A 23,731-nucleotide genomic window follows, 5' to 3' on the forward strand; every position below is an offset into this window, starting at 1 on the left:
GCATGGCGAAGAACACTGTTGAGTATGTTGCCCGGCCCTTTGAGGGAATCTCGGTGGAAGCTGACCTTGTCGCAATGCGTGAGGTTGTCCCTGCCGCAACGATTGCTGTGCGCACGACCGAGGAGTACGGCAGCCGTGACGTGATCATCACGACGTTTCTCCCTGACTCGTGGCCTGCGTTGCACCGGCAAGATGGCACCGTGTTGTTAGCAATGCAAACGCTGGCTGGTTCAGGTGACCTGTCGCGAGATATTGCCGCGAATTTGCTGGAAGCGCTGGACAGTGAACCGGGGACACCGGTGGTCCGTTCGGGACTGCCTGGGCCTGGACCCCGCCTGCAGGACGTTATTGACTGGTCGGGTGACCTTACCGTTGAGGTACACGACAACGTGGACTTTTGGGTTGACCCTTCCACGGACATGACCGAGGAAGTGCGCGCCAGCCTTGATGACGCCGCTGAATCGATGATTGACACTGTGAAGTTAAGTTCGGTGGATTCCGCGTACTGGAACCGTATTGGCGCGAAAGAGTTCCTGCGCTGGTCAATGCCGCGTGATGAGGATCAGGTCATGAACGCCATTGCCCGGCTTCACGCCCGCCGTGAGTCCGCGATTGGTGAGGCCAGGTTCCTGGGGGCATTCCGTTCGTGTGGAATCGTCATTCCCGTGTGGGAGTTGCCGCGCGGTAGTGAAGCTGAAGACATTGACGGCGCAGTGGGTGAGTACTGGCCGCGCCTCGCAGCGGAACTCGATAATGATGCGCCACTCACATCAGATGAGCGCCGCGCAAAAGCGGGACTTGTCTCCCGTCAGGTGACATTGCGCTAACACCCAACCGCGCATCATCTGGCACAAGGTGAGGGTGTGGCCTCACCTTGTGCCCATGATGTGCCGATACGAGTGGCAGGCGTTCGCGCAGGGAACTACCTTGGATAAAGACCAAGGTTTTTCCATGATCAAGGCAAGGAATCACAAGTGTCAGGTATGCAGCCGACTGAACCAAGCAACGCGGAGCCCACTGCGGCGCGTACCCGCCGCGCCAAATCCCAATCGTCCCAAGCTGATGAACGCGACCTTCAACGCCAACGTGTTGCCGTTGTCATCCCCGCGAAAGACGAAGCTCGACGCATTGCCCAAACAGTCCGTGCAGCCAAAGCCATCCCGCACGTTGATCTTGTCCTCGTGGTTGACGACGGAAGCGAAGACAACACCCAAGACGTTGCCCGTGACGCAGGGGCCGTGGTAGTCCGCCACTCCCACAACCGCGGAAAAGCCGCAGCAATGGAAACGGGGGCTGCTGTTGTCGCGATGCGTGATGCACCAGGGCGCCTACCACGCTTACTCCTTTTCATTGATGGTGACCTCGCAGAAACAGCCGTGAACACGGCACCGCTGATCGACCCCGTCCTCACTGGGAACGCGGACCTTGCCATCGCGTTGCTCCCCCCACAGCCGGGTGCAGGCGGGCGCGGCTTCGTGGTCGGTGCCGCACGCAAAGCCATCAGTTCCCTGACCGGGTGGGCCCCCACCCAACCTCTGTCCGGTATGCGCTGCCTGACCCGAGAAGCATTCGAAGCAGCCACCCCACTCGCTCGCGGTTGGGGTGTTGAAACCGGGATGACCATTGACCTCCTCAGCCAAGGGTATGTGGCCGTGGAAGTGCCGTGCGACCTCAAACACCGCCCCTCCGGTAAAGACTGGAAAGGTCAACTTCACCGAGCCGCGCAGTACCGAGACGTGAAAATGGCGATTGGCGCACGCAGGCTTCGGCGGGTGGGTGCACAGAAGAAGAACTAGTTCCCCAGAGCGTTAAGCAGCGCACTATTCACCTCGTGCCGGTGCGTCCACAACAAGCCGTGGGGCGCATCGGTGATGTCAGTGATCGTGGCGCGCTGTACCCACTGTGGAACACGTTGCGCTGTTGCGGTGAACGGCAAAATCTGGTCTGCGGTGCCGTGAATGACGGTCACAGGCACGGTGTACCCGTTGATCACCTCAAGGTCGTTGCGGAAATCCTCCACCCACGAAAATGGAGCGTGAACAGCGCCGTGAGCGCTCGCGGCGTTCGCCACATGGTGGTGGTGGGCGAGAGCCTCGGGGGAGAGCCGCTCAGGCATAGTCTGGTCAGTGTTGAAGAAATTCTCTAGAAAACCTGTCATATGGGCGAACCGGTCGCGACGCACGGACGTAGAGAAGTCCTCAATGAATGCCATGTCCACTGCACCGTCGGGGTTGTCCTCAGTGTTCAGCAAGTATGGTTGCAGGCACCCAATGAGCACAGCGTGGGCGACTCGTTCTTCCCCGTACCGCGCCAAGTAGCGAGTCACTTCACCTGACCCCATGGAGAACCCCACAAGGACAGTGTCGGTGAGTTCAAGGGTGGTGAGGACAGTGTTGAGATCCGAGGCGAACGTGGTGTAGTTATACCCGGTTGGGGTCGCAGTAGACCGCCCAAAACCGCGCCGGTCGTAGGTGATGACCCGGTACCCGGCGTCAAGGAGCGCAGCGCTTTGGTGCTCCCAACTGGTTCCGTCTAACGGGTAGCCGTGGATGAGTACGACCGGTTGTCCGTGGCCTTCGTCGGTATAGTACAGCCCGACTGGTGTGCTGTTGTGCTGGTCAACGGTGATGAAACCCATGTGTCCCCCTGGAGTGTGTGGTCAGTGGTTGCGGAGTGCGTCAATGAGTTCAGCTTTTCGCATGCGCGAATAACCGCTCATCCCCAACTCCTTTGCGCGGTTGTGGAGTTCGGTGACTGTCCAGTCCTCGTAGCTGCCTGAGGATCCCCCACGCGTGGAGATCGTGCTGTGCCCATCGCGTGCGGCGGCGTTAGAGATGCGGGCTGCCTTTTCTTTCGATGCGCCTTGGTCCCGTAGATCGTCGTACAGGTCCGGGTTCTTGATGCTGGGGTTATCCGATTCGTTCGATGTCGATGCTGGCATCAGTGCTCCCTTCGTGGCGTCCGTATCGGTCCACGATCCACGGTAGCGAGCCGACGAGTTTTTAGCGCGTTGACCGATCAATGGGGGTGGTCAGCCCTGCTTGTTTGATGCGGGTGGTGATGGACAAAATCCACCGGGCATAGGTGGCAATGAGCAGTGGGACCAGCACCGCAAGGCCAATGGCAACGATGACAACGCCAGAATCGTTGACTGCGGTGCCAATAGCGAGCGCAACGTAGACCGCGTACACGGTGGGGAGGAACAGCGGGGTGTCAGTGGCGATCTGTTTGAGTGGTACGCCACCGGTCAACCAATGGTAGGGAGCCAGTTGGCCTGAGTCTTTGGCAGCGAGGCGCACGGGACGGCCCAGAACAATGAGGAGCACCAAAATCGCGGTAATTGCCACTAACGCTAGCGGGTTGGTGAAGGTGGAGAAGTTCGCTGCAAGTTTGCGACCCACAACATCAAGCAGACCACCGTCAAGGACTGTATCGACAAAACGACCCAGATGGGTGCGGTCTTCTTCCGGGCGCAACCAGTCAACCACCGCAAATGACGAGACAACTGCGACTGCAGCGAGCAGGACCCCGATGACGCGTTTGACTGTGATGCGAATACCAGCGGCCCATAGGGTCAGCAGCGCGAATGCAGGGAACAAGGCGGGTGGCCCGCCAAAGTCAGCCCCCAGGGACGGCATCCCGTTGAGGAGGATCGCAGCTGTCCCAAGGAGCGCGACAGTCACAGCAGCGAGGCGTCGCTTTCCCGCAACAACAAGTGTGTTCGCGAGCGCCCCAGCGAGTAACAGCGATGTTGTGGCGAACAGGGCAAATGACTGGTTGTTGAAACCGTAAAAGCGCCCGCCGACCATGGGTTGCACACCCATGAGCGCGGACACTTGGAGGCGTGCCCCTGTGGCGACGTCGATTGCGAGCACAGTGACGGTGATTGCGGAGACTACGGCAATAGGTCCAAACCGCCAGCCGCGCCACAGTGGAGACATCGCAATGGTGGCGATGAGCCCAATGATGATCACCGTGAGTGCTGCCAGCGTCAGGGTGGGGAGGGGGGAGCGCCACCAGGGGATGAGGTTGGCAAGGAGGGTGGCAACGGGGAGTGTGGCAATCGCGATCCCTGCGATTTGGCAACCGACAAGAAGCCCTCGGGAGTGGGCGGTTACCCAGGTAGCCCCTTTGGACATGCGCCGTAAGGACCGGCCCGAGAATACGTAAGACACCACGGCAAACAACGCAATGTTGACCACGCAGAACAGCAGGAAGAACGGTTCCACTATGGGGCGGGTTGCCAGTGTGTGGGTTTCGGCGTCAATAAGGACGTTGATGCGGTCTGTTGTGGATCCGGCCACGGTGTGTGCCCGCAGTGGTGACCCAACGAACTGAGCGGTGCGGGGCACATCGAGAAGAGACAGGACCGTGGTGGGGATGTCGGATGACTGGTTGAAACCTTGTTGTTTGGTGGAGGGCGAGGTAAGGAAGTTGCCTTGAACGCCTGCGCCGTCCATGGCGACGATGGATAGTCTGGGAGCCCCGGTGGGGTCAGACAGTGACGCAAGAATGATGGTGGTGTGTTCAAGGTCGGGGTCAACGGCACGAATGGCGCGGAGTGCGGCGTCCACGCGGGCATCAATTTCGGTGAGTTGCGCGGCAACAGACGGGTCGTTGGCGGAGGTGGTGCGGCTGATGCGAAGGTGCCCGACGTCCGCGATGACGAGTCGTTGTGGTCCGGTGACGGTGTTGAGGGCGGCACGCATTTGTCCTGACAGTGCCGATGTGGTGGAGAGGCGGGAGAAAAACGTTCCGGTGACCTGTCCGTCGCTGTTAGCCAACGCGATGGCGGCGCCTGGCCCTACTGCGGCTGTGGAGACCCCGGCGTCGGTGAGGGTGGTGGCGAAGGTGCCGAGTTGGGCGGAGTATTTTTGGCTAGCCACCGCATCGGTTAGCGCTTGCCAGTGGGGGACGGTTGCGGTGGTGATTCCGCTGGGATCACCGGCGGATTCGGGGGGTTCTTCAAGGTAACGGCATGGTCCGGCAGCTCCGTTGATGGCATCCCCGGCGCGGTTACCGGCGTTGAGTGCGAGCCACCCGTCTGCAGGGCAGGTGGAGGGACGGACGTTGCGAACAACGAGGTTCCCGATGGCTGCGGAGCGGGCGAACTGGAAGAGTGCGGGGGTTGTGTCTGCGGTGACGTCGCTCCACCGGATGCCGCCTGTGCCCAGGACGACGACTTGTTGTTCTGGTGGGGTGGTGTCCGCTGTGTGTGGTGTGGCGTGAGCAGCGGTTGGGTGGAGTAGGCCGCTGAGGAGAGCAACGCAGGCGAGGACCATCAGTGCACCCCACCGGCGGGTAGCACGGGTGGGGTTGCGGGCGGGGGTCACGGCGGGGTGAGGCGTGAAGGGCACCCCCTAAGCCTACGTGACGCGGTGTTATTGGAGCCGGGGGAGAGGTGAACGTACCGTGAGCGCCTGTGGGTCAACCCATGTGCGCACTGTGCGGGCGCGGCCAATCACGTCACCGTCGACTTGGGCTTGTGCCCCTTGTTCGACCTCGATGAGCGATGTGTGGGCTCGGGTGTGGTCGATGCGTCCCACTTTGCGTTCGAGGACGGTGGTGAATCCGAAGCCTTGCATGACGACTTCACCAAAGAGTTGCACCCACCCGGCAAGTCCGCCGCGAGTGTCGATGGCAGCGATGTCGTGGATGCCGTCGTCAATGACAGCGTCGGGGATGAGGGTGATCCCGCCGGGTAATCGGCCACAGTTACCGACCATCAGGGTGCGCAATTGTGTGGTGAAGACCCGGTCATCGTCCAGGGTGATGCGGACTCTGAGGCGTTGCCCGTGCAGGTGTCGGACCCCAGCGACGAAGTAGGCAACCCACCCCATTTTCGCTTTGAGTTCGTTGTCAGCGTCAGCGATCATTGCGGCGTCAAACCCGACTCCAGCGATGACAAGGAAGAGGTGCTTGGCCGTGTCAGCTGGCACTGCTTCTGAGGAGTTAGCACGGTGTGCTGCACGTTCACGTGCACCTTTTGTCCGCGCTGTTTGTGCGTCGCGTAGTGCTTGGAGATGGAGTGAGTCATCAGGGTCGACGACTTCCAACCAGCCCACATCAATCCGACGATCCACACCGGTGAGGAGCACATCGAACGCCTCTTCCCGGTTGGCCACGGGAATGTCGAGGTTGCGGGCGAGTAAGTTTCCGGTACCGAGCGGCAAAATGCCCATGGGGGTGGTCGTTCCCGTCAGGGCGGTGGCCACAGCACGTACGGTACCGTCACCGCCCACGGCAACAACGAGGTCAGCGCCGCGTGCGATCGCTTCACGGGCCTGACCGGTGCCGGGATCCTCGACGGTGGTTTCAAGCCACAACGGTTCGGGTAACTCTTCAGCAGCGCACCGCAACAACAACGCTGTTTTCAGGTCGGAAACCCCAGGTTTGGATGGGTTCGCAATGAAAGCAACGTGCGGTTGTGATAGTTCCTCCACTAGTGGGGACTCTTCCCCGCGACGGTGGGAGAACAGGGCAGACAGCATGTCCTTGACTCCGCGAAGTTCACGGCTATGCACAAAAAGGACCACACTCATGGCAACGGCAGCGATCATCACAACGATCGCAGCGGTCAACAGCCACTGTTCTGCACTCATGGCATAACGGTATCCGCTTTCGCGACCAGGTGCCTTTCCTCGGTACTCTTGGAGAGTGATTGATCTACGCACCCTCCGCGAGAACCCAGACCTTGTCCGACAAAGCCAAATTGCCCGGGGTGACGACCCCGGAATCGTCGACACCATCCTCGAAGCCGACGTGCGCCGACGCACCGCGTTGTCCGAGTTTGAAGCCCTTCGGGCACGGCAAAAGAGCATCGGGAAGGACGTGGCGCGCGCATCGGGAAGCGAGAAAGACGCACTCCTCACGGAAACAAAACAGATCGCCGCAAAGGTCAAAGAACTCAACCAGGTGCAGCAAGACGCCAACGAGGAACTCAACACATTGTTGCTCCAGGTGGCCAACATCGTTGAGGGCGCCCCTGTTGGTGGCGAGGAGGACTACATTGTCCTGCGCCACGAAGGGCAACCCCGCGACTTCACCGCCGAAGGCATGTCACCCAAAGACCACCTTGCTATCGGTGAAGGGTTGCGCGCTATTGACACGGAGCGCGGTGCAAAAGTGTCCGGTTCGCGGTTTTACTACCTCACCGGCATTGGTGCCCGCCTCGAACTGGCCTTGCTCAACGCGGCCGTTGACCAAGCAGTTGCCGCCGGGTTTACACCCATGATTACCCCCACAATTGTGAACCCTGACGTCATGCGTGGCACCGGGTTCCTTGGGGCCCATGCCGACGAAATCTACTACCTCGGTGCTGATGATCAATACCTTGTTGGGACCTCGGAAGTTGCACTCGCCGGGTATCACTCCAAGGAAATTGTTGACCTATCCAACGGTCCACTGCGGTACGCCGGGTGGAGCGCCTGCTACCGGCGTGAAGCCGGATCACACGGTAAAGATGTGCGTGGCATCATCCGTGTGCACCAGTTCCACAAGGTAGAAATGTTCTCCTACTGCACCCCGGCTGACGCTGAGGCGGAACATGCGCGCCTGCTTGCCTGGGAAGAGGAGATGCTCAAAAAATGCGAGCTACCCTACCGTGTTATTGACACCGCAGCCGGGGACCTGGGGTCCTCTGCCGCACGCAAGTTTGACTGTGAAGCCTGGCTCCCCAGCCAAGAGCGCTACCTTGAACTCACCTCAACCTCGAACTGCACAACGTTCCAAGCCCGCCGGTTGGGTGTGCGCGAACGTGTCGAGGTTGATGGAAAATCTGAAACCCAAACCGTGGCTACCCTCAACGGAACGCTTGCCACCACCCGGTGGATCGTCGCCTTGCTAGAAAACCACCAACAAGCTGACGGATCCGTGTATGTACCGGTTGCGTTGCGCCCATACCTTGGTGGACTTGAGGTGCTGGAGCCCAGCGCGTGACACCCGCCCCCATGCTTATCGGCCTCGACATCGATGGGACCATCATGACCGCCGACGAATTCATTTCGTCGGCGGTCCGTGAGGCAATCACCGAACTACGGTTACGTGGCCACCACGTGGTCCTCGCCACGGGTCGGCCACTGGTTGCGGTCCTTCCAGTGCTTAAAGACTTAGGCATCGACTCTGGGTGGGCGGTGTGCTCGAACGGGTCAGTCACTGCCCGCCTTGATGCCTCCGGTCCAGGCGCCTATGAACTTGATGATGTTGTTGAGTTCCCCGCCGGGCCAGCAGTCGATGCGCTTGACGCGCATCTGCCGCACGCTGTCATCGGGTTGGAGAACATTGGGGTGGGTTACTCGATCTCCGCTGATTTTGGTTCCCCACGGTTGCATGGCAGTCACATCATCACACCAGTGGCGGCACTGCGCGCCATGCGCACCCCACGAGTTGTTGTGGCCCGTGCACAACATCCGCCCGCACAGTTCCGTGCTGATGTTGCTGCTGTGGACTTGGCGGACTCGTACTATTCCATTGCGGACGAACACTGGATGGATCTTGCACCAGCAGGGATCACCAAAGCCTATGGGCTAGACCGTCTTCGCGCCCGTTTGGGGATCCCCACCAGCGCTACCGTCGCGGTGGGTGACGCCGACAATGACATCGACATGCTTCAGTGGGCTGGGCATGGTGTCGCCATGGGGCACGCGGCCGCTGACGTCATCGCCGCTGCGGATGACGTGACCTGGCCGATCACGGATGACGGACTTGCCCCAGTGCTGCAATCACTGCTGAGCTGACCTGCGCCCGGTCCGCCCACTCGTCGCTGCGCATCAGACGACCAATCGCACCCTACCGTTCGGTCTGACCAGGAAAAATAACCCCCCACTGCAATCAAATCGCAACCATATGCAACATGGCGGCCGACAACGTTATCGTCAGCGACATCATGCGGAAAAGTGATGCCCCTCGCCGCCCGTGCATGCCCACGGTGACCCAATCGTTACCTCCTGTCACCCGCTTTCGACTTGCACAAACACTCCCACCTCGATTCGATGATGGTGATGGCACACGTCACACTGCGTCGTGTGCTCCGCACTTCAACGAAGACGTGAGGGAGAGACCATGACAACGATCCGGCGGCGCTCGCTGGTCACCTTGGCGACAGGGATGACCCTGGCGCTCACACTCGCAGCCTGTGGCGGAGGCGGCGACAATGACAACAACGCGGCAGCACCAGGGGGAGACGGCGACACAGACTGTGCAGCCTTCGAAAAGTACGGTGACCTCTCCGGCACCACAGTGTCGGTCTACACCTCAATCATCGCCCCCGAAGACCAACCCCACATTGATTCCTACAAGCCATTCGAGGAATGCACCGGGGCGACTATCAACTACGAAGGCTCCAAAGAATTTGAAGCCCAGTTGCTCGTGAAACTTCAATCAGGTGCAGCCCCAGACATTGCCTACATCCCTCAGCCTGGTTTGCTGAAAACCATTGTTGAGTCCTACCCGGACAGTATCGTTCCAGCCTCCGAGGGAACCCAGGCGAACGTCGACGAATACTTCGCGGCGTCTTGGAAAGAGTACGGATCAGTTGACGGAACGTTCTACGCAGCACCACTTGGTGCCAATGTGAAGTCATTCGTGTGGTACTCACCAAAGATGTTCGCCGACTCCGGCTACGAAATCCCCACCACCTGGGATGACCTGCTTGCCCTTTCCGACCAGATCGTAGCCGACCACGGTGCCGAAGGTGTGAAGCCATGGTGTGCTGGAATCGGTTCAGGTGACGCAACTGGATGGCCAGCAACCGACTGGCTCGAAGACATCATGCTTCGTACCGCCGGGTTCGAGACCTACGACGCCTGGAGCAAGGGTGAAGTGAAGTTCTCCGACCCAGAGGTCAAAACGGCACTGGCTGAAGTAGGCAAGATCCTCAAGAACCCTGACTACGTCAACGGTGGCTTGGGTGACGTCAGCTCGATCGCCACCACAGAGTTCCAAGACGGTGGTCTCCCCATCCTCGAGACTGGACTGTGCTACATGCACCGGCAAGCATCGTTCTACGCTGCGAACTGGCCAGAAGGCACCGACGTTTCTGCAGATGGCGACGTGTTCGCGTTCTACTTCCCTGGCACAAGCGAAGACTCACGCCCCATCCTTGGTGGTGGAGAATTCGTTGCAGCCTTTGACGACCGACCAGAGGTCGCCGCATTCCAGGAATTCCTTGCCAGCCCAGAGTGGGCAAACGCCAAAGCGATCGCCACACCAAGCGGTGGCTGGGTTTCCGCGAACTCAGGACTTGACCCCAACAACCTCGTCTCTGAGATCGACAAGCTGTCCTTCGAACTGCTCTCCGACACGAGCCAGGAGTTCGGGTTCGACGCATCCGACCTCATGCCCGCAGCAGTTGGTCAAGGTGCGTTCTGGACAGAAATGACCGCCTGGATCGCTGAGGACAAGTCCGACGACGCCGTTCTCACCGCGATTGACTCGGCGTGGCCAAACTGACCCGCTGACGACACCACAGCGGTCACGGTGACGGTGGCATCACGACGGTGATGCCACCGCCCCACCAACACCACCTGATGGGGGTCCACATGTGTGGGCCCCCATCATCGGCTCACCACACCGCGTGTGGGAGCTGTGTCACTATCCCGCCAACCATGGAGGCTCGCCATGGATCTGCTGTACGCCGACACAACCGGCGGCAAGCTACTCCTCATGGTCATTGCTATTGCGATGTTCGTCGCAGTGATGGCTCTTATTCTGTTTGCCGTGGAACGTATTCCCCGGGCGCCGCGTTGGGTGGTTGTTGCCGCCTTTACCGGCCCTGCATTGTTGGGTATTTCCTTTGGGTTGATTTACCCCGCAATCCTCACCGCACGAAGCTCGCTTTATGATGCCCGTGGCCAAAACTTCATTGGGGTCGACAACTACGTCACCGCCTTTACCCGCCCCGAGTTTCAACAGGTGCTTCTCAACACCATTGCCTGGACCATTATTGTCCCGGTGTTGTCCACTGCGATCGGTCTCATCTACGCGGTCCTCGTCGACCGGGCTCGGTTTGAAAAGATCGCAAAAACCTTGCTGTTCATGCCCATGGCGATCTCCCTTGTGGGCGCTTCGATCATCTGGAAGTTCGTCTACGAATACCGGCCTGTCCTTGAGGGGGTCGCCCCAGACCGGCAACCCGCACAAATTGGGTTACTCAACCAAATCCTGGTGTGGATGGGTCTAGAACCGGTTCAGTTCCTGCTCAATGGACCGTGGAATAACTTATTCCTCATGATCGTCATGATCTGGATTCAAGCAGGTTTCGCCATGACAATTTTGTCCGCGGCGATCAAGGCGATCCCCACAGAAACCAACGAGGCAGCCACCCTGGATGGGGTCAATGGACCGCAGTTGTTCTTCTACGTCACCGTCCCCAGTGTGCGACCAGCATTGGTCGTTGTGCTCACCACCATCGCAATGGGCACTCTCAAAGTGTTCGACATTGTCCGGACAATGACGGGTGGAAACTACGGCACCCAAGTGGTGGCAAACGAGTTCTACACCCAGTCCTTTCGGCAACAAAACCAAGGGATGGGTGCAGCGCTGGCGGTATTGCTCTTCGCTTTCGTGGTGCCACTCATCATTTACAACGTCCGCCAAATGAAGAAGTCGGAGGAGGTCCGATGAGCTCCACAACACCCCAGGCCCCCCTACCGGCGAAGCCAGCGAACTTAGTGGACCGCCTCGATGCTCGCGCTGGTCGCACAAAATCAACGTTATCCACCAAAATTGCCTCCGGCATCGCGCTCCTCATTGCGTTTGTGTGGACCGTCCCCACCGTGGGACTGCTCATCACCTCATTCCGACCCGATGGGGACATTAAAACCTCAGGGTGGTGGACGTGGTTCACAAACCCGACGTTCACATTGGAGAACTACGACCAGGTCCTATCTGGGTCACGTTTTCAACTGTCCACATTCTTTGTGAACTCCTTTGTTATCACGATCCCTGCCGTCATCATTCCGATTACGTTGGCGTTGCTGGCGGCTTACGCTTTTGCGTGGATTGATTTCAAGGGCCGCAACATCTTGTTTGTCGCCGTGTTTGCGTTGCAGGTTGTGCCTATCCAGGTCACGCTCATTCCGTTGCTCACCCAGTATGTGAAGTGGGGGCTCAACCAAACATTTTGGACCGTGTGGTTGTCGCACTCAATTTTTGCGTTGCCACTGGCCATTTTCTTGTTGCACAACTTCATGAAAGACATTCCCCGGGAATTGGTGGAAGCAGCTCGAGTCGACGGTGCGGGGCACGTGAAGATCTTCTTCCGCGTGCTCATGCCGTTGCTGGTGCCTGCGATCGCGTCGTTCGCGATCTTCCAGTTCTTGTGGGTGTGGAATGACCTGCTTGTTGCGTTGACGTTTGCGGGTGGACAACAAAATGTCGCGCCGTTGACTGTGCGTCTTGCTGATCTTGCCGGGACCCGCGGCCAGGACTGGTACCTGCTGGCAGCGGGGGCGTTCGTGTCGATGATTGTGCCAGTCATCGTGTTCTTGACGCTGCAACGCTACTTTGTGCGCGGCCTGCTGGCTGGGTCTGTGAAGGGGTAGTAGTCCATCTCACCAGCGCGGCTCGAGAACGAGTTTGCCGAACACGTCACCACCAAGAAGCTGCTCGTGTGCACGGGCAGCTTCTTGCATGTCCCAGACCTCATGGACCACAGGGCGGATGCGCCCGGCTGCCAGCAGTGGCAGGAGGTCTGTTGTGACTCCCTTGACGATGCGCGCCCGTTCTTCTCGCGGGCGTGACCGTAGGGTAGTTCCGTGAATACTGGCTCGCTTTGCCAGGAGCGGGCCAAGAGGAAGGGTCCCGGTTGCTCCTTTTTGCATCCCGATGACGATGAGCCGACCGCCTGTTGCCAGGCTGTGAACATTGGCACCAAGTAACGATGCACCAGTGACGTCGAGGATGATGTCGCAGCCACGCTGGTTGGTTGCTTGGGCAACGAGCGTGGGCAGCGCATCGGCAAACGTGGATTTCCCGTGCGCGTCCACGTGTTCGCCATACGCCCAGGCCGTGTGTGCCCCAAGATCCGTGCACCGCGCGGCACGCTCCGGCGTGCGCGCGGTGGTGAGGACGGTGGCTCCTAACGCTGAGGTGATCTGAAGGGCGAGTGAGCCCACTCCACCGGAGCCACCATGGATCAAGACGGTCTCACCAGACGTGAAGTGCGCCACATCAAAGAGGTTGGACCAGATGGTGCAGGCGGCTTCCACAAATGCCGCGGCATCGACCATGCTGATGTTTTCCGGGATGACCATGACGGAAGCCGCATCCGCTACCACAAACTCCCCGTATCCGCCTGCGGTCACAAGAGCCATGACGCGGTCGCCTTGTCGGATATGTCTGACATGAGAACCGCACTCGCGGACAACTCCTGCCACCTCCAAGCCAGGAATATCGGAACTTCCCGCAGGTGGGGCGTAGTGCCCATGTGTTTGGAGAATATCCGCCCGGTTGACGCCCGCCGCAGCGACCTCAATGAGAACTTCACCCGCTCCAGGAATGGGATTAGTGACCATACAGGGTTGAAGCAATGGCCCTGCGGGTGAAAGTATCTGAAAGGAGTTCGGAGCCCGAAGCGCATGCATACCTCGAACAATACCGAGGCAACGTTGCCCCTGTGGGTGAAAAAAACATAGTCTTAGGCGTTGAACTCTATTGGACCCGCTCAAGGGCCGGCATCTACCTGCCGATGACCCGGTAGCGGAAAGCACGCGGACTCGCCGTGATGCAGACAAGAATGTGGGAGGGATCAGGGATGCTCAAGCGCTTAAACGTGCAGAATAAGATCCTTGCGACCCTGGCTGTTCCGATCCTCGTGATTCTCGTTGCGGCAACGGTCTTTGCTGGACAGTCAATTTCTGCGTGGCGTGAAGCCCAGCAGACGAAGAACGTTGTGGACCTGGTTGATTCTGGGCAAACGTTCATCGAGATCATCCAGAACGAACGGTATTGGGCAATTGAGTATCGTCGAGGGGCAGCAGGTGCGGGCGAAGAATGGCAGAAGGCTATTGCCTTGCGTAATCAAGCGCTTGACGAAGTAGGGTCGGCACTTCGCGACATTGATACGTCACGGATGTCCCCTGAAGTTCAGCGTGCCATTGACCTCGCGCTGAAAAATACGCGTGCCTTCCTCGAGGCGGCTGAAGGCCAAGCATCACGTGGTGCGGCAACCACTCAAGTGGTGTCGAAGGCGTACACCGACGCGATCGACAACATTTTGCGCGTGGCCTCCCAGCTAGGAAACACGGTCGGTGACCGGCGTGTTGGTAACGCAGCGCTTGCTTACGTGACCACAACGAACTACCTCGACGACACGATCTCTGAAATCCCGCTGATTTCTGAAGCACTCACCGTGTCGCGCAGCAACGACGGTGTGAACCGTGTGTACCGAGAACTCGCCACCACAGTGCGGTTGACCAACGCAAGCCGTGACGACACCCGAAACACGTTGAACCGACTCGTTGGTGTCGACTTCCCCAGCTTGAAGATCGCATCCGCTCAATACACCGCGATCCGCCAGTATTTGGCCAACGGGAACATCGGCGCGATTTCTGGTCCACTCGCGGAACAATGGGGCGAACTTGCCCAGGTTGAGGTCGAAGCAGTTGACCCCATCGTGAAAGCGATGATGGCCGAGATGAAAGACGCTGCAAACGACCAGCTCAACGCGGCGCGAACCAACTCCATCCTGACAATCATTGCCGTGCTGGTCGTCTTCGCCGCCTCACTGGCCATCGCGTACGTCACCTCTCGATCCATCACCCGACCGCTGCGTCGACTCACCGAGTCCGCAGAGCGAGTGAAGGAAGAACTGCCACGCCTGGTAGAACAGGTGGCGATCCCTGGTCAAGGACCAGACCTCGACCTCGAAGAGATCGACATTGACTCTCGAGACGAAGTGGGACAGCTCGCCGCAGCGTTCAACTCTGTGAACCACACCACCGTAGAAGTTGCCCGTGAACAGGCAGCGCTTCGTGGCTCCATCGCGGAAATGTTCGTCAACGTGGCCCGTCGTGACCACGTCCTCCTCAACCGTCAGCTTGGGTTCCTTGACGAACTCGAACGCGCGGAAGAAGACCCGAACATCCTTGCAAACCTCTTTAGGCTCGACCACCTTGCAACACGTATGCGTCGTAACTCCGAGTCACTCCTGGTGCTCGCTGGTATCGACTCTGGTCGTCGAGTGCGCCAACCCATGCCGATGTCGGACGTGGTCCGTACCGCGTCATCTGAGATTGAGCTGTATGACCGGATCCAACTGAACCTGCAATCCGACCCGGCCATGCTCGGTCACAATGCGCTGAACGCCGCGCACCTCATTGCAGAACTCTTGGAAAACGCAACAAACTTCTCCGAACCAAACACACCTGTTGAGGTGACCACGGATGCGGGACGAAACTTCGTCACCGTCACCATCCGTGACTACGGTTTGGGCATGTCTGATGACGACATCGCTGAAGCGAACCGTAAAGTCGCGTCACGGTCAGCAACTGACGTGATCGGTGTGCAGCGTGTGGGTCTGTTCGTGGTTGGTCGTCTCGCAGACCGTCTCGGTGTGCACGTGGCGTTTGCCCGCCCCAATGATGGCTCCACCGGAACCGTGGCCACACTGTCCTTCCCCTGGAACCTCTTTACTGATGCTGCCTACCAGGACTACCAAGGCCGTGCACCACAAGCAGGTAGCCAAACCTACCAGCAGCCTCAAGCACCTCAACCATCAAGCCAGTTCGCGCAACCACAACAACCTGCGCAACAGGCCAATCAGTTCGGTCAGCCGCAACAGCCGCAGCAACAGCAACCCCAACCGCAGCAACCCATTCAGCAGCCCGCTGGCTACCCGGTGGAAGAGCCACCGGTTGTATCCGAAGTGGACCTGAATGCGTTAACTGATGGTCAAACAAACACCGGTATGCCACGTCGGCGGGTGTCCAACGCACCCACCGGACAAAACCAGGCGTTTGCGCCGCAGCAAGACTTCTCCGGTGCGCCACTTGGTGGAGGACGCCCTGCGGCGCCAGCACCGCAAGCACCAGCCCAGCAGGCGCCAGCACAAGGCCTACCAAGCCGTGGGGGCGCACAGCAACAATTCGCGCCACAGCAGTCGGCCGCTAGCGCTCTGCCATCACGGGGCGGCAACGGCAACCAAGGTGTGGGGCTCTCCCCAGACTTTGGTGATGACTCACCTGAGATTGTGTTGCCACCACTGGCAACCCCGACACGGACAGTCAGCTTTGATGATGACTCCGCGCCGTGGCAGCCAGAAGTCATCCAAGAAGCTCGCCCACTGGTGACCCGCCGTCCAGCGGTGAAAGAACACGTGGAAGAGACGCCGCTTGGTCCTGACGCCTCGTTGGCGGCGCAACCAGAACGCCGTTCTGCGATGTTCTCGAACTTCCGCTCCTTCTCAGCACCACAAGAAGGTACAGAAGCCCAAGCGCCATCAGCTGGCTCGCCATTTGCTCAGCCTGCAGACGACGATGACTCAACGCAGGTCATTGACCGTGTGGCTGACTCGCCGCGTGCTGAAGAAGTCGCTGAACCGTGGCGGGGTCAGCAGGACACTGTGACTCATTCTGATCACGGTCAGCATGGTGCATCCGATGCGCCGCAGTCCCGAGCTGATCTGGCGAAGTTCGCCCACCTGCCTACCCGCGCATCACGTGCCCGGGCCCAGTCAGACACGGCCCATCCCGCACCTCAAGCTGCAAGCCACTCCGTCGCAGCTGATGCGGCACTGCCTCAAGAACCACGCGGATACCAACCCAACCCGGACATGGTGATCCCAGGGCTTGTTGATGAAGCACGCGACCCAGGTCACCAGGGTGGGTTCCCGCAGCAGACACCAGCTCAGTACTACCGGTCCGCCGCGAGCGCTTTCAGCGCGCAAAGTGCACACGAAGCGCACGAACCTGAGGAGGACCGCAGCTATGGGATGCCGCTTCCTCCGCAGCGTCCAGAGTCAGTGTACGAAGCGACTCAAGGACCTGTTGACGAGCAGCACAACTACGGTCAACCAGCATCAGCACCTTCCTGGCAAAACAACGCAGCCCAGGAACAACCGATGCGACCACAGTTCGCCCCGATCTTTGGTGACGGTGCCAGCGAACCAGCAGCACCAGCAGCTCCCAACTTCGCTGACGTCGTGTCTGACCTGCCACAGGAAGACACCAAATCAAAGAAGAACGGCCTACGTGGCTGGTTGCGTAAAGGAAAGTCAACAGACACCTCCGCGCATGAAACAGTTGCTGAGCCCACGGCACCTCAGGGCTCGTACGGGCAACCACAGTTTGGACAGTTCAGTGGTGGCCAACAGTTCCAACCAGCTCAGTCCCAAGGTCAACAGCCTTTCCGCCAACCCACTGCGCCATCAGCAGCTGAACCTTATGTGCCTCAGGTACCACAACGGGTGTCAAGCTATGGTGCAGGGTCGGCGTCTCACGCCGCCTCAGCCCCATACGCTGCCTCGGCCCCTGCCGCCCCAGCTGCATACAGCGGCGGCACCTCACAGTCGTGGGAACCCACGTATGCTCCTTCCGCTCAGGAACCAGCAGTACGAGAGTTTCCGCAAGGTGGATCAGGTGTCACCCAGTGGCAACCACCCACCGACCTGACCGTTGACGTCAACTCAGCTTTTGCGTTGAAGTCAACAATCCAGGAGCAGGCACTTGCTGAACTCAGCCAGCTGTCCGCGTACCGCCCAAGCGAGGTTGACACCAACGCTGCCGGGTCACTGACCCGCCGTGTTCGGAGCACAGCCGCGCCTCAGGCACTCACTGATGACCCGACCACGCAGAAGATCAGTCGCGACGCGGCCGAACTTCGGGCACGCCTCTCCGCGTTCCAATCTGCAACCAGCAGAGGACGCCGAGATGGTGCATCTGAGGGTCCACCTCAGAATGAGCACGGGAATGACCGAAATGGCCAGTCGCAACTACGTGTGCCAGACTCTGCCACTCGATACTGAGTGCATTGTTAGCCGTTGACACACCTTTGAAGGAGAAAGCATGAGCACGCTCAGCACCGAGGCAACGAACTTCGGTTGGTTGCTGGACAACTTTGTGCGGACAGTTCCGGCCACACGCCACACCCTTGTGGTCTCGGCTGACGGCCTGTTAATGGCGATGTCCGATAACCTCGACCGGACCAGCGGTGACCAGCTCGCCGCAATCGTGTCCGGCATGTCAAGCCTCACCCGTGGGGCCTCACGCCAACTCAACGGTGGGGCGGTTCGCCAGGCCATCGTGGAAATGGACAATGGCTTCCTCTTCTTGATGAACGTCTCGAACGGATCAGTTCTTGCCGTCGTCGCTGATTCCTCATGCGACGTTGGTCTGATCGGATATGAGATGGCTATGCTCGTATCACGAACTGAAGCAACTCTCACACCACAACTGATCTCAGAGATGCGCGGCTCGCTGCCGGTAGACGGAGCTACACGCGCGCAAATGGGATAGATCAAGGATAGTCATGACTCGTCATTCGCTGAGATTGCCCGATGACGGCAATCACTACGAGGCTGCGACGGTGCGGCCTTACGCGGTTACCGGCGGGCGTGTACGATCAGCTACGTCCAACCTGCCGCTAGAGACCTTAATTGAGGTCACTCCAGGCGCCGTAGACTCGAGCGGACTCACCCCCGAAAAACGCGCGATCTTGGACCATGCGGCACGGAACTACGTGTCGATCGCTGAGGTGTCTGCACTTTTGCGGATGCCACTCGGAGTGGTCCGAATCCTTATCTCAGACCTGGCGGACGAAGGATATTTGAAGATCCACACGTCGACGCCTGTTAACGTTCATACTGGTCACGGTCAGAACCCGGCCATGTCCTTGAGTGTGTTGGAGAGTGTTCTCAATGGTATATCAGCCCTCTGAGACGACAGTGGGGCAGGACACGGCGAAAGCCACGACCGCCCCAACCGTCGTCAAGATTGTCGTGGCGGGTGGGTTCGCTGTCGGTAAGACAACATTTATCGGATCAATCTCAGACATCGAACCGCTCAACACTGAAGCGGCGATGACCGAGCACTCCGTGGGTGTTGACGATGCCGGTGGCGTCACCGACCGCAAAACCACAACAACCGTCGCAATGGACTTCGGTCGTATCGAACTACCAGGGTCCTTGTGGCTCTACCTGTTCGGTACCCCAGGACAGGACCGCTTCCTCTTCATGTGGGACGACCTGGTTCGCGGTGCTATTGGTGCCGTCGTTCTGGTGGACACGGAACGTCTTGAGCAGTGCTTCCCCGCGATCGACTACTTCGAGTCACGAGGTGTCCCGTTCGTTGTGGGGATCAACTGCTTTGACGGTGTAGCCAAGCACCGCATCGAAGATGTGCGTGAAGCACTTCAGGTGCCCGCTCACGTCCCCATGCTGTACACGGACGCGCGTTCCCGTGCAGCAACCAAGCAAACGCTCATCCAACTCGTCCAGCACGCCATGGAACGGCTCCAGGCAGCAGCTCGAGGCTGATCCTCTTCGCTGCTCGGGCAGCACAGTGAGAGCACCAGGACACGATTTCGTATTCTTGTCCTGAGCGTGGCACAATGGTCAGGCGCCTTCGGGCGTTAAGGAAGTGTGGCAGAGCGGCCGAATGCGCCGGTCTTGAAAACCGGTAGACGGTGACCCCGTCTCGCGGGTTCAAATCCCGCCGCTTCCGCAGTGCGATGGCCTCCGTGCGCAAACATCTGTTTGCTCACGGAGGCCATTGGTGTTTCTGCAGGTGTGCGTGCACTATAGGAGTGAACGGAGGCGCCCGACGCAGGAAGGACGCATGGTGTCAGAGAAGCCACCAGGGACAAAACCCAATATTCGGCAGGTTGCTGCCGCTGCTGGGGTGTCCCATATGACGGTGTCGCGGGTGTTGAATGACCACCCGAACATTAAGGACTCAACGCGGCGCAAGGTGTTGCGCGTTATTGAGGAACTGAACTATCGGCCGAATGGTGCGGCACGTGCATTAGCAACGCAGCGGAGCCAGCGCATCGGCGTCATGATTGAAAGTGCGCGCGAGTTTGGTCCGTTGTACACGTTGCGGGCGGTGGAGGATGCGGCGCGTGCGGCGGGGTTTGGCGTGACGTCGGTGCCGTTGGCTGAGCATGGGGCGTTTGCGGCGCGTGATGCCATGGATTATTTGGTGAGCCAGGGTGTTGATGCGGTGTGTGTGATTGCGCCTCGGTCGTCGTCGTTGGCTGCGTTACGGCAGGTGTCGGTGGACGTGCCGATGTTGGTGGTGAAGAGCAGTGGTGATCCGCATTATTTGACGGTGGGTGTGGACCAGCAGTTGGGTGCGGAGCTGGTTGTGGATCATGTGGCGGGGTTGGGGCATCGTGATGTGTTGCATCTTGCGGGCCCGTTGGATTGGTTGGATGCGCGTGCCCGTGAGCGGGCTTTTCATGCACGGTCACGGCAGTGGGGGTTGAAGGAGCGGCCCATTGTTGTGGGGGATTGGAGTGCGGACTTTGGGTATGACTTTGTGAAGAGTATGAAGCGAAAACCTGATTACACAGCGATCTTCGCAGCGAATGATGCGATGGCGATGGGGTTGTTGCATGGGTTTGCGGAGTGGGGTGTGGAGGTTCCCGCGCAGATGTCAGTGGTGGGGTTCGATGATGTGCCATTGAGTCGTCATGCGATTCCGCCATTGACGACGGTACGGCAGGATTTCGATGTGGTGGGGTTGAAGGTGGTGGAGGTGTTGACGGCGGCGGTTCGAGGTGGTGAGGTCCCGGCCCGAACGACTGTGGGTGTTGAGGTGGTGGTTCGGGAATCGTCGGCGCCGGTGGGCGGTGTGGCGTTGTGAGTGGTGGTGTTGAGCCTTTGGTGCAGTTGCGGTCGGTGACTGTGTCGTTTGATGGGCATGTGGCGTTGGATGACGTGTCGTTGGATCTGTTTCCTGGCGAGATTCATGCGTTGATGGGGCAGAACGGTGCGGGGAAGTCAACGTTGGTTCAGGTGCTCAATGGGGTGATTCAGCCTGATCGTGGGTCGATTGTGGTTGATGGGTGTGAGCGGGTGTTTCGGTCCCCGTCGGATGCGTTGGCGGTGGGTGTGGCCATGGTGTTTCAGGACATTCATCTGGGTCCCACGTTGACGGTGGCGGAGAACGTCATGTTGGGGCGTGAGGTGCGGTCTCGCTGGGGTATTGACTGGGCTGGAACGAAGGCTCGGGCGGTTGAGCAACTCAGTGAGCTTGGTTTGGGTGATTTAGATGTGGATACGCGGTTGTCGTTGTTGTCACCGCCTACGCAACAGTTGGTGGCGATTGCTCGGGCGATGGTGGCTCGGCCGCGGGTGTTGTTGCTTGATGAGCCGACGTCAAGCTTAGAAATTGCCGATGTGAAACGCCTCTTTGGTGTGTTGCGTACGTTGCGTGAGCGCGGTGTTGCGATCGTGTTTATTTCGCATTTTTTGGAGCAGGTGTGTGCTGTTTCTGACCGGGTGTCGGTGTTGCGTGATGGTCGGCATGTGGAGGTGTGCCGGACGCAGGAGGTGGACCGCACGACGCTGATTTCGTTGATGTTGGGTGAGGATGTGGAGAGTTTACGGCGCTTGGGTGCTGAGCGTCGGGATCATCAGCATGATGCGGAGGGGCCGCGGGTGTTGGATGCGGTTGGGGTGGGGCGTCGCGGTGTCATTGAGTCAACTGATGTTGTGGTGCATGCGGGGGAGATTGTGGGGTTTGCTGGGTTGCGTGGTTCGGGGCGTACCGAGTTGGCGCACGTGTTGGCTGGTGTGTTGTCTGCCGACAGCGGTGTGGTGCTGATGTCGGGGGAGCGGGTGCAGTTCCGTGGGCCTGGTAGTGGTGTTCGTCATGGGGTGGCGTTGTCGTCGGAGTTGCGCAGTGATGATGGGATCATTGCGGGCATGTCTGTTCGGGACAACATGTTGCTTGCGTTGCAGGCGATGCGTGGGTGGCGGTTCCCGATTTCTCGTGCGGAAGGCGACAGTGTGGTGGGGTACTACATGTCACTGTTTCGGATGGAGGGTGTGGATCCGGGGGCTTGTGCGGGGGTGCAGTCGGGTGGGACTCAGCAGAAGATCGTGTTGGCGCGTTGGCTGGCGATCCATCCGAGGGTGTTGATCCTTGATGAACCGACGCGTGGCATTGATGTCGGCACGACGGTGGAGATTCAACGTCGGATTGCTCAGCTCGCTGTGGAGGGGATGGCGATCATTTTCATTTCTTCTGATTTGGAGGAAGTGGTGCGGCTGAGTGATCGGATTGTTGTGTTGAAGGATCGGATGAAGATTGGGGAGCTTCATAACGGTCCGGGGGTGACAGTGGACACGGTGGTGGAATTGATTGCTGCGTGTGAGGATGAATCGCTGTAGCAATCTCACATTGTGATGCGTGTTCCACGGAACTTTTTGCATGTTCCAACCGTGAGCGTTGAGTGTCAGGCGTGTGTCACCACCTCGCTCATCGCCAAAAATGGGCTCTGACCTGCGGAACAATTAACCATTTCGTGATCACTTCTTCGTTGACTTGTCTTGTGTCAGCAAAAATGTTCCCGGTAACATTCTCGGCAAGCGCTCACAAGGGGTCGCAGAGAAGCATCCCCACGTCGTCCAATGCGCAGCAGTGTGTGTGACAGGAGGCCGCGCACACCGGTCACATCAATCAGAAATTCAGCGTTCTCAAGGAGGAGAAATGTCTGTCCGTACCCGTGCAATCCGCTTCGCAGGAATCGCCCTCGCCGGCACTCTTGCACTGAGTGTGTCCGCGTGCTCTGACAATGGCGAAGGTGGCGGTGACGAACTTGTCACTGTCGGTTTTGTCGCCGTTGGTCCTGAAGGGGCCTGGCGTCAAGCCAACGAAACCAACATCCAAGAGTCATTCACGGAGGAAGCAGGCTTCAACTTGAAGTACGCTCCCGCCACGAACCTTGACCAGAAATCCCAAATCGATGCGTTCACATCATTTGTTGATGAAGGGGTGGACGTCATTCTCCTGTCGGCCACTGAAGGGTCTGGGTGGGAAGACTCCCTGTCCCGTGCCCAAGAAGCCGAGATCCCGGTCATCCTCATCGACCGCGGAATTGAGCCTGACAACACTGACCTTTACGTCACCCGTATCGCCCCCGACAATATCGCGGTGTCCACGTCGGTTGCGGAATGGGCAAAAACTGCCCTGCCAGAAGGTGGCAACTACTTTGTCCTTGAGGGGCCAGCAGGTGTGTCTGTGGTCAACGAACGCAACGAAGGGTGGGACGCTGTCATTGGCGCGGAATCATCGTTCACAAAACTCGGTGCACAAACCGCGAACTGGTCCACAGAAGAAGCGAAAAGCGTCTTCGAAACAGTGCTGAAGTCGAACAACAACGATGTTCAGCTTGTCTTCGCCCAGAACGATGAAATGGGTCTTGGCGCTGCGCAAGCTATTGAAGAAGCCGGTCTCACCCCAGGTGAAGACGTCAAAATTGCCACCATTGACGGCACGAAGGGTGCGCTCGAAGCTTTAGCCGCGGGTCGTCTCAGCTTCGTTGCCGAATACAACCCACTGTTTGGTGACGTGGCTGTCGACGTGGTGAACAAGGTGCTCGATGGGGAAAGCGTTGAACCATACATCATCGCTGAGTCGTTGACGTTTGACTCCCCAGAAGCGGCACAGGAAGCGTTGCCTGACCGCAAGTTCTAGGTCCCGTTCCCTCACACACCGTGGGGTCTTGCTTTCAGCCTCACCGCGGGCAAGACCCCACACCAATGACGTGGTTGCGCAGGAATGAAACC

The 23,731-nt window shown here is 59.0% G+C and carries 19 protein-coding genes and 1 tRNA gene; 15 read left to right on the forward strand and 5 right to left on the reverse strand.

Going from position 1 to position 23,731, the window contains the following annotated elements:
• Positions 1 to 2 precede the first annotated feature (2 nt).
• Positions 3 to 827 carry a DUF5926 family protein gene (locus JDEN_RS01290; RefSeq protein ID WP_015770562.1) on the forward strand — a complete coding sequence of 275 codons (825 nt, stop codon included), beginning with the start codon at positions 3 to 5 and terminating at the stop codon, positions 825 to 827.
• Between the two features lie 147 nt (positions 828 to 974).
• Entirely contained in the window at positions 975 to 1,796 is an 822-nt protein-coding gene (locus JDEN_RS01295; RefSeq protein ID WP_015770563.1) for a glycosyltransferase family 2 protein, read from the forward strand.
• On the opposite strand, the gene JDEN_RS01300 is transcribed toward JDEN_RS01295, so the two are convergent.
• The 4 genes from JDEN_RS01300 to JDEN_RS01315 form a co-directional block, all read right to left on the reverse strand.
• The gene (locus JDEN_RS01300; protein WP_015770564.1) at positions 1,793 to 2,638 is read right to left on the reverse strand and encodes an alpha/beta fold hydrolase; all 846 of its coding nucleotides are present in this window, start codon (positions 2,636 to 2,638) and stop codon (positions 1,793 to 1,795) included. The two genes, JDEN_RS01295 and JDEN_RS01300, sit on opposite strands and share 4 nt — an antisense overlap.
• 21 nt (positions 2,639 to 2,659) lie before the next feature.
• On the reverse strand, positions 2,660 to 2,941 hold the full coding sequence (locus tag JDEN_RS01305) for a Rho termination factor N-terminal domain-containing protein (protein ID WP_015770565.1): 282 nt from the start codon (positions 2,939 to 2,941) through the stop codon (positions 2,660 to 2,662).
• 61 nt (positions 2,942 to 3,002) lie between these two features.
• Positions 3,003 to 5,357, reverse strand: coding sequence for a hypothetical protein (locus JDEN_RS01310; protein ID WP_015770566.1), 2,355 nt, complete (start codon positions 5,355 to 5,357; stop codon positions 3,003 to 3,005).
• A gap of 24 nt (positions 5,358 to 5,381) precedes the next feature.
• Positions 5,382 to 6,602: a diacylglycerol/lipid kinase family protein gene (locus JDEN_RS01315; RefSeq protein ID WP_015770567.1), complete on the reverse strand. Its 1,221-nt coding sequence runs from the start codon at positions 6,600 to 6,602 to the stop codon at positions 5,382 to 5,384.
• A 55-nt stretch (positions 6,603 to 6,657) separates the two neighbouring features.
• Here JDEN_RS01315 and serS point away from each other — a divergent pair, with 55 nt between their 5' ends.
• The 5 genes from serS (at position 6,658) to JDEN_RS01340 (ending at position 12,542) form a co-directional block, all read left to right on the forward strand.
• Positions 6,658 to 7,938, forward strand: coding sequence for a serine--tRNA ligase (gene serS / locus JDEN_RS01320; protein WP_015770568.1), 1,281 nt, complete (start codon positions 6,658 to 6,660; stop codon positions 7,936 to 7,938).
• A complete protein-coding gene (locus tag JDEN_RS01325) occupies positions 7,935 to 8,735 on the forward strand; it encodes an HAD family hydrolase (protein ID WP_015770569.1) in 801 nt (266 codons plus the stop codon). The genes serS and JDEN_RS01325 overlap by 4 nt, the downstream gene beginning before the upstream one ends.
• A gap of 325 nt (positions 8,736 to 9,060) precedes the next feature.
• A complete protein-coding gene (locus tag JDEN_RS01330) occupies positions 9,061 to 10,449 on the forward strand; it encodes an ABC transporter substrate-binding protein (RefSeq protein ID WP_015770570.1) in 1,389 nt (462 codons plus the stop codon).
• A gap of 168 nt (positions 10,450 to 10,617) precedes the next feature.
• A complete protein-coding gene (locus JDEN_RS01335) occupies positions 10,618 to 11,622 on the forward strand; it encodes a carbohydrate ABC transporter permease (protein WP_015770571.1) in 1,005 nt (334 codons plus the stop codon).
• On the forward strand, positions 11,619 to 12,542 hold the full coding sequence (locus JDEN_RS01340) for a carbohydrate ABC transporter permease (protein ID WP_015770572.1): 924 nt from the start codon (positions 11,619 to 11,621) through the stop codon (positions 12,540 to 12,542). The genes JDEN_RS01335 and JDEN_RS01340 overlap by 4 nt, the downstream gene beginning before the upstream one ends.
• 9 nt (positions 12,543 to 12,551) lie before the next feature.
• On the opposite strand, the gene JDEN_RS01345 is transcribed toward JDEN_RS01340, so the two are convergent.
• On the reverse strand, positions 12,552 to 13,583 hold the full coding sequence (locus JDEN_RS01345; RefSeq protein ID WP_041287768.1) for an NAD(P)H-quinone oxidoreductase: 1,032 nt from the start codon (positions 13,581 to 13,583) through the stop codon (positions 12,552 to 12,554).
• A gap of 170 nt (positions 13,584 to 13,753) precedes the next feature.
• On the opposite strand from JDEN_RS01345, the gene JDEN_RS01350 reads away from it, so the two are divergent.
• From JDEN_RS01350 to JDEN_RS01385, 8 genes are all read left to right on the forward strand, one after another.
• Complete coding sequence (locus tag JDEN_RS01350; RefSeq protein WP_015770574.1) at positions 13,754 to 17,962, forward strand: ATP-binding protein; 4,209 nt, start codon at positions 13,754 to 13,756, stop codon at positions 17,960 to 17,962.
• Between the two features lie 40 nt (positions 17,963 to 18,002).
• Positions 18,003 to 18,452, forward strand: a complete 450-nt coding sequence (locus tag JDEN_RS01355; protein ID WP_015770575.1) for a roadblock/LC7 domain-containing protein — start codon at positions 18,003 to 18,005, stop codon at positions 18,450 to 18,452.
• A 13-nt stretch (positions 18,453 to 18,465) separates the two neighbouring features.
• A complete protein-coding gene (locus JDEN_RS01360; protein ID WP_015770576.1) occupies positions 18,466 to 18,873 on the forward strand; it encodes a DUF742 domain-containing protein in 408 nt (135 codons plus the stop codon).
• Positions 18,854 to 19,471 (forward strand): GTP-binding protein, encoded by a 618-nt coding sequence (locus JDEN_RS01365; protein ID WP_015770577.1) that lies wholly within the window; start codon positions 18,854 to 18,856, stop codon positions 19,469 to 19,471. The genes JDEN_RS01360 and JDEN_RS01365 overlap by 20 nt, the downstream gene beginning before the upstream one ends.
• Before the next feature lie 99 nt (positions 19,472 to 19,570).
• Positions 19,571 to 19,658: transfer RNA gene (locus tag JDEN_RS01370), tRNA-Ser, on the forward strand.
• A gap of 114 nt (positions 19,659 to 19,772) precedes the next feature.
• Positions 19,773 to 20,801 (forward strand): LacI family DNA-binding transcriptional regulator, encoded by a 1,029-nt coding sequence (locus JDEN_RS01375; RefSeq protein WP_015770578.1) that lies wholly within the window; start codon positions 19,773 to 19,775, stop codon positions 20,799 to 20,801.
• Positions 20,798 to 22,333: a sugar ABC transporter ATP-binding protein gene (locus JDEN_RS01380; RefSeq protein WP_015770579.1), complete on the forward strand. Its 1,536-nt coding sequence runs from the start codon at positions 20,798 to 20,800 to the stop codon at positions 22,331 to 22,333. The genes JDEN_RS01375 and JDEN_RS01380 overlap by 4 nt, the downstream gene beginning before the upstream one ends.
• A 319-nt stretch (positions 22,334 to 22,652) precedes the next feature.
• The gene (locus JDEN_RS01385; RefSeq protein WP_015770580.1) at positions 22,653 to 23,639 is read left to right on the forward strand and encodes an ABC transporter substrate-binding protein; all 987 of its coding nucleotides are present in this window, start codon (positions 22,653 to 22,655) and stop codon (positions 23,637 to 23,639) included.
• Positions 23,640 to 23,731 lie beyond the last annotated feature (92 nt).

Origin of the sequence: Jonesia denitrificans DSM 20603 (assembly GCF_000024065.1) — a bacterium.
In the GTDB taxonomy this organism is placed as follows: domain Bacteria; phylum Actinomycetota; class Actinomycetes; order Actinomycetales; family Cellulomonadaceae; genus Jonesia; species Jonesia denitrificans.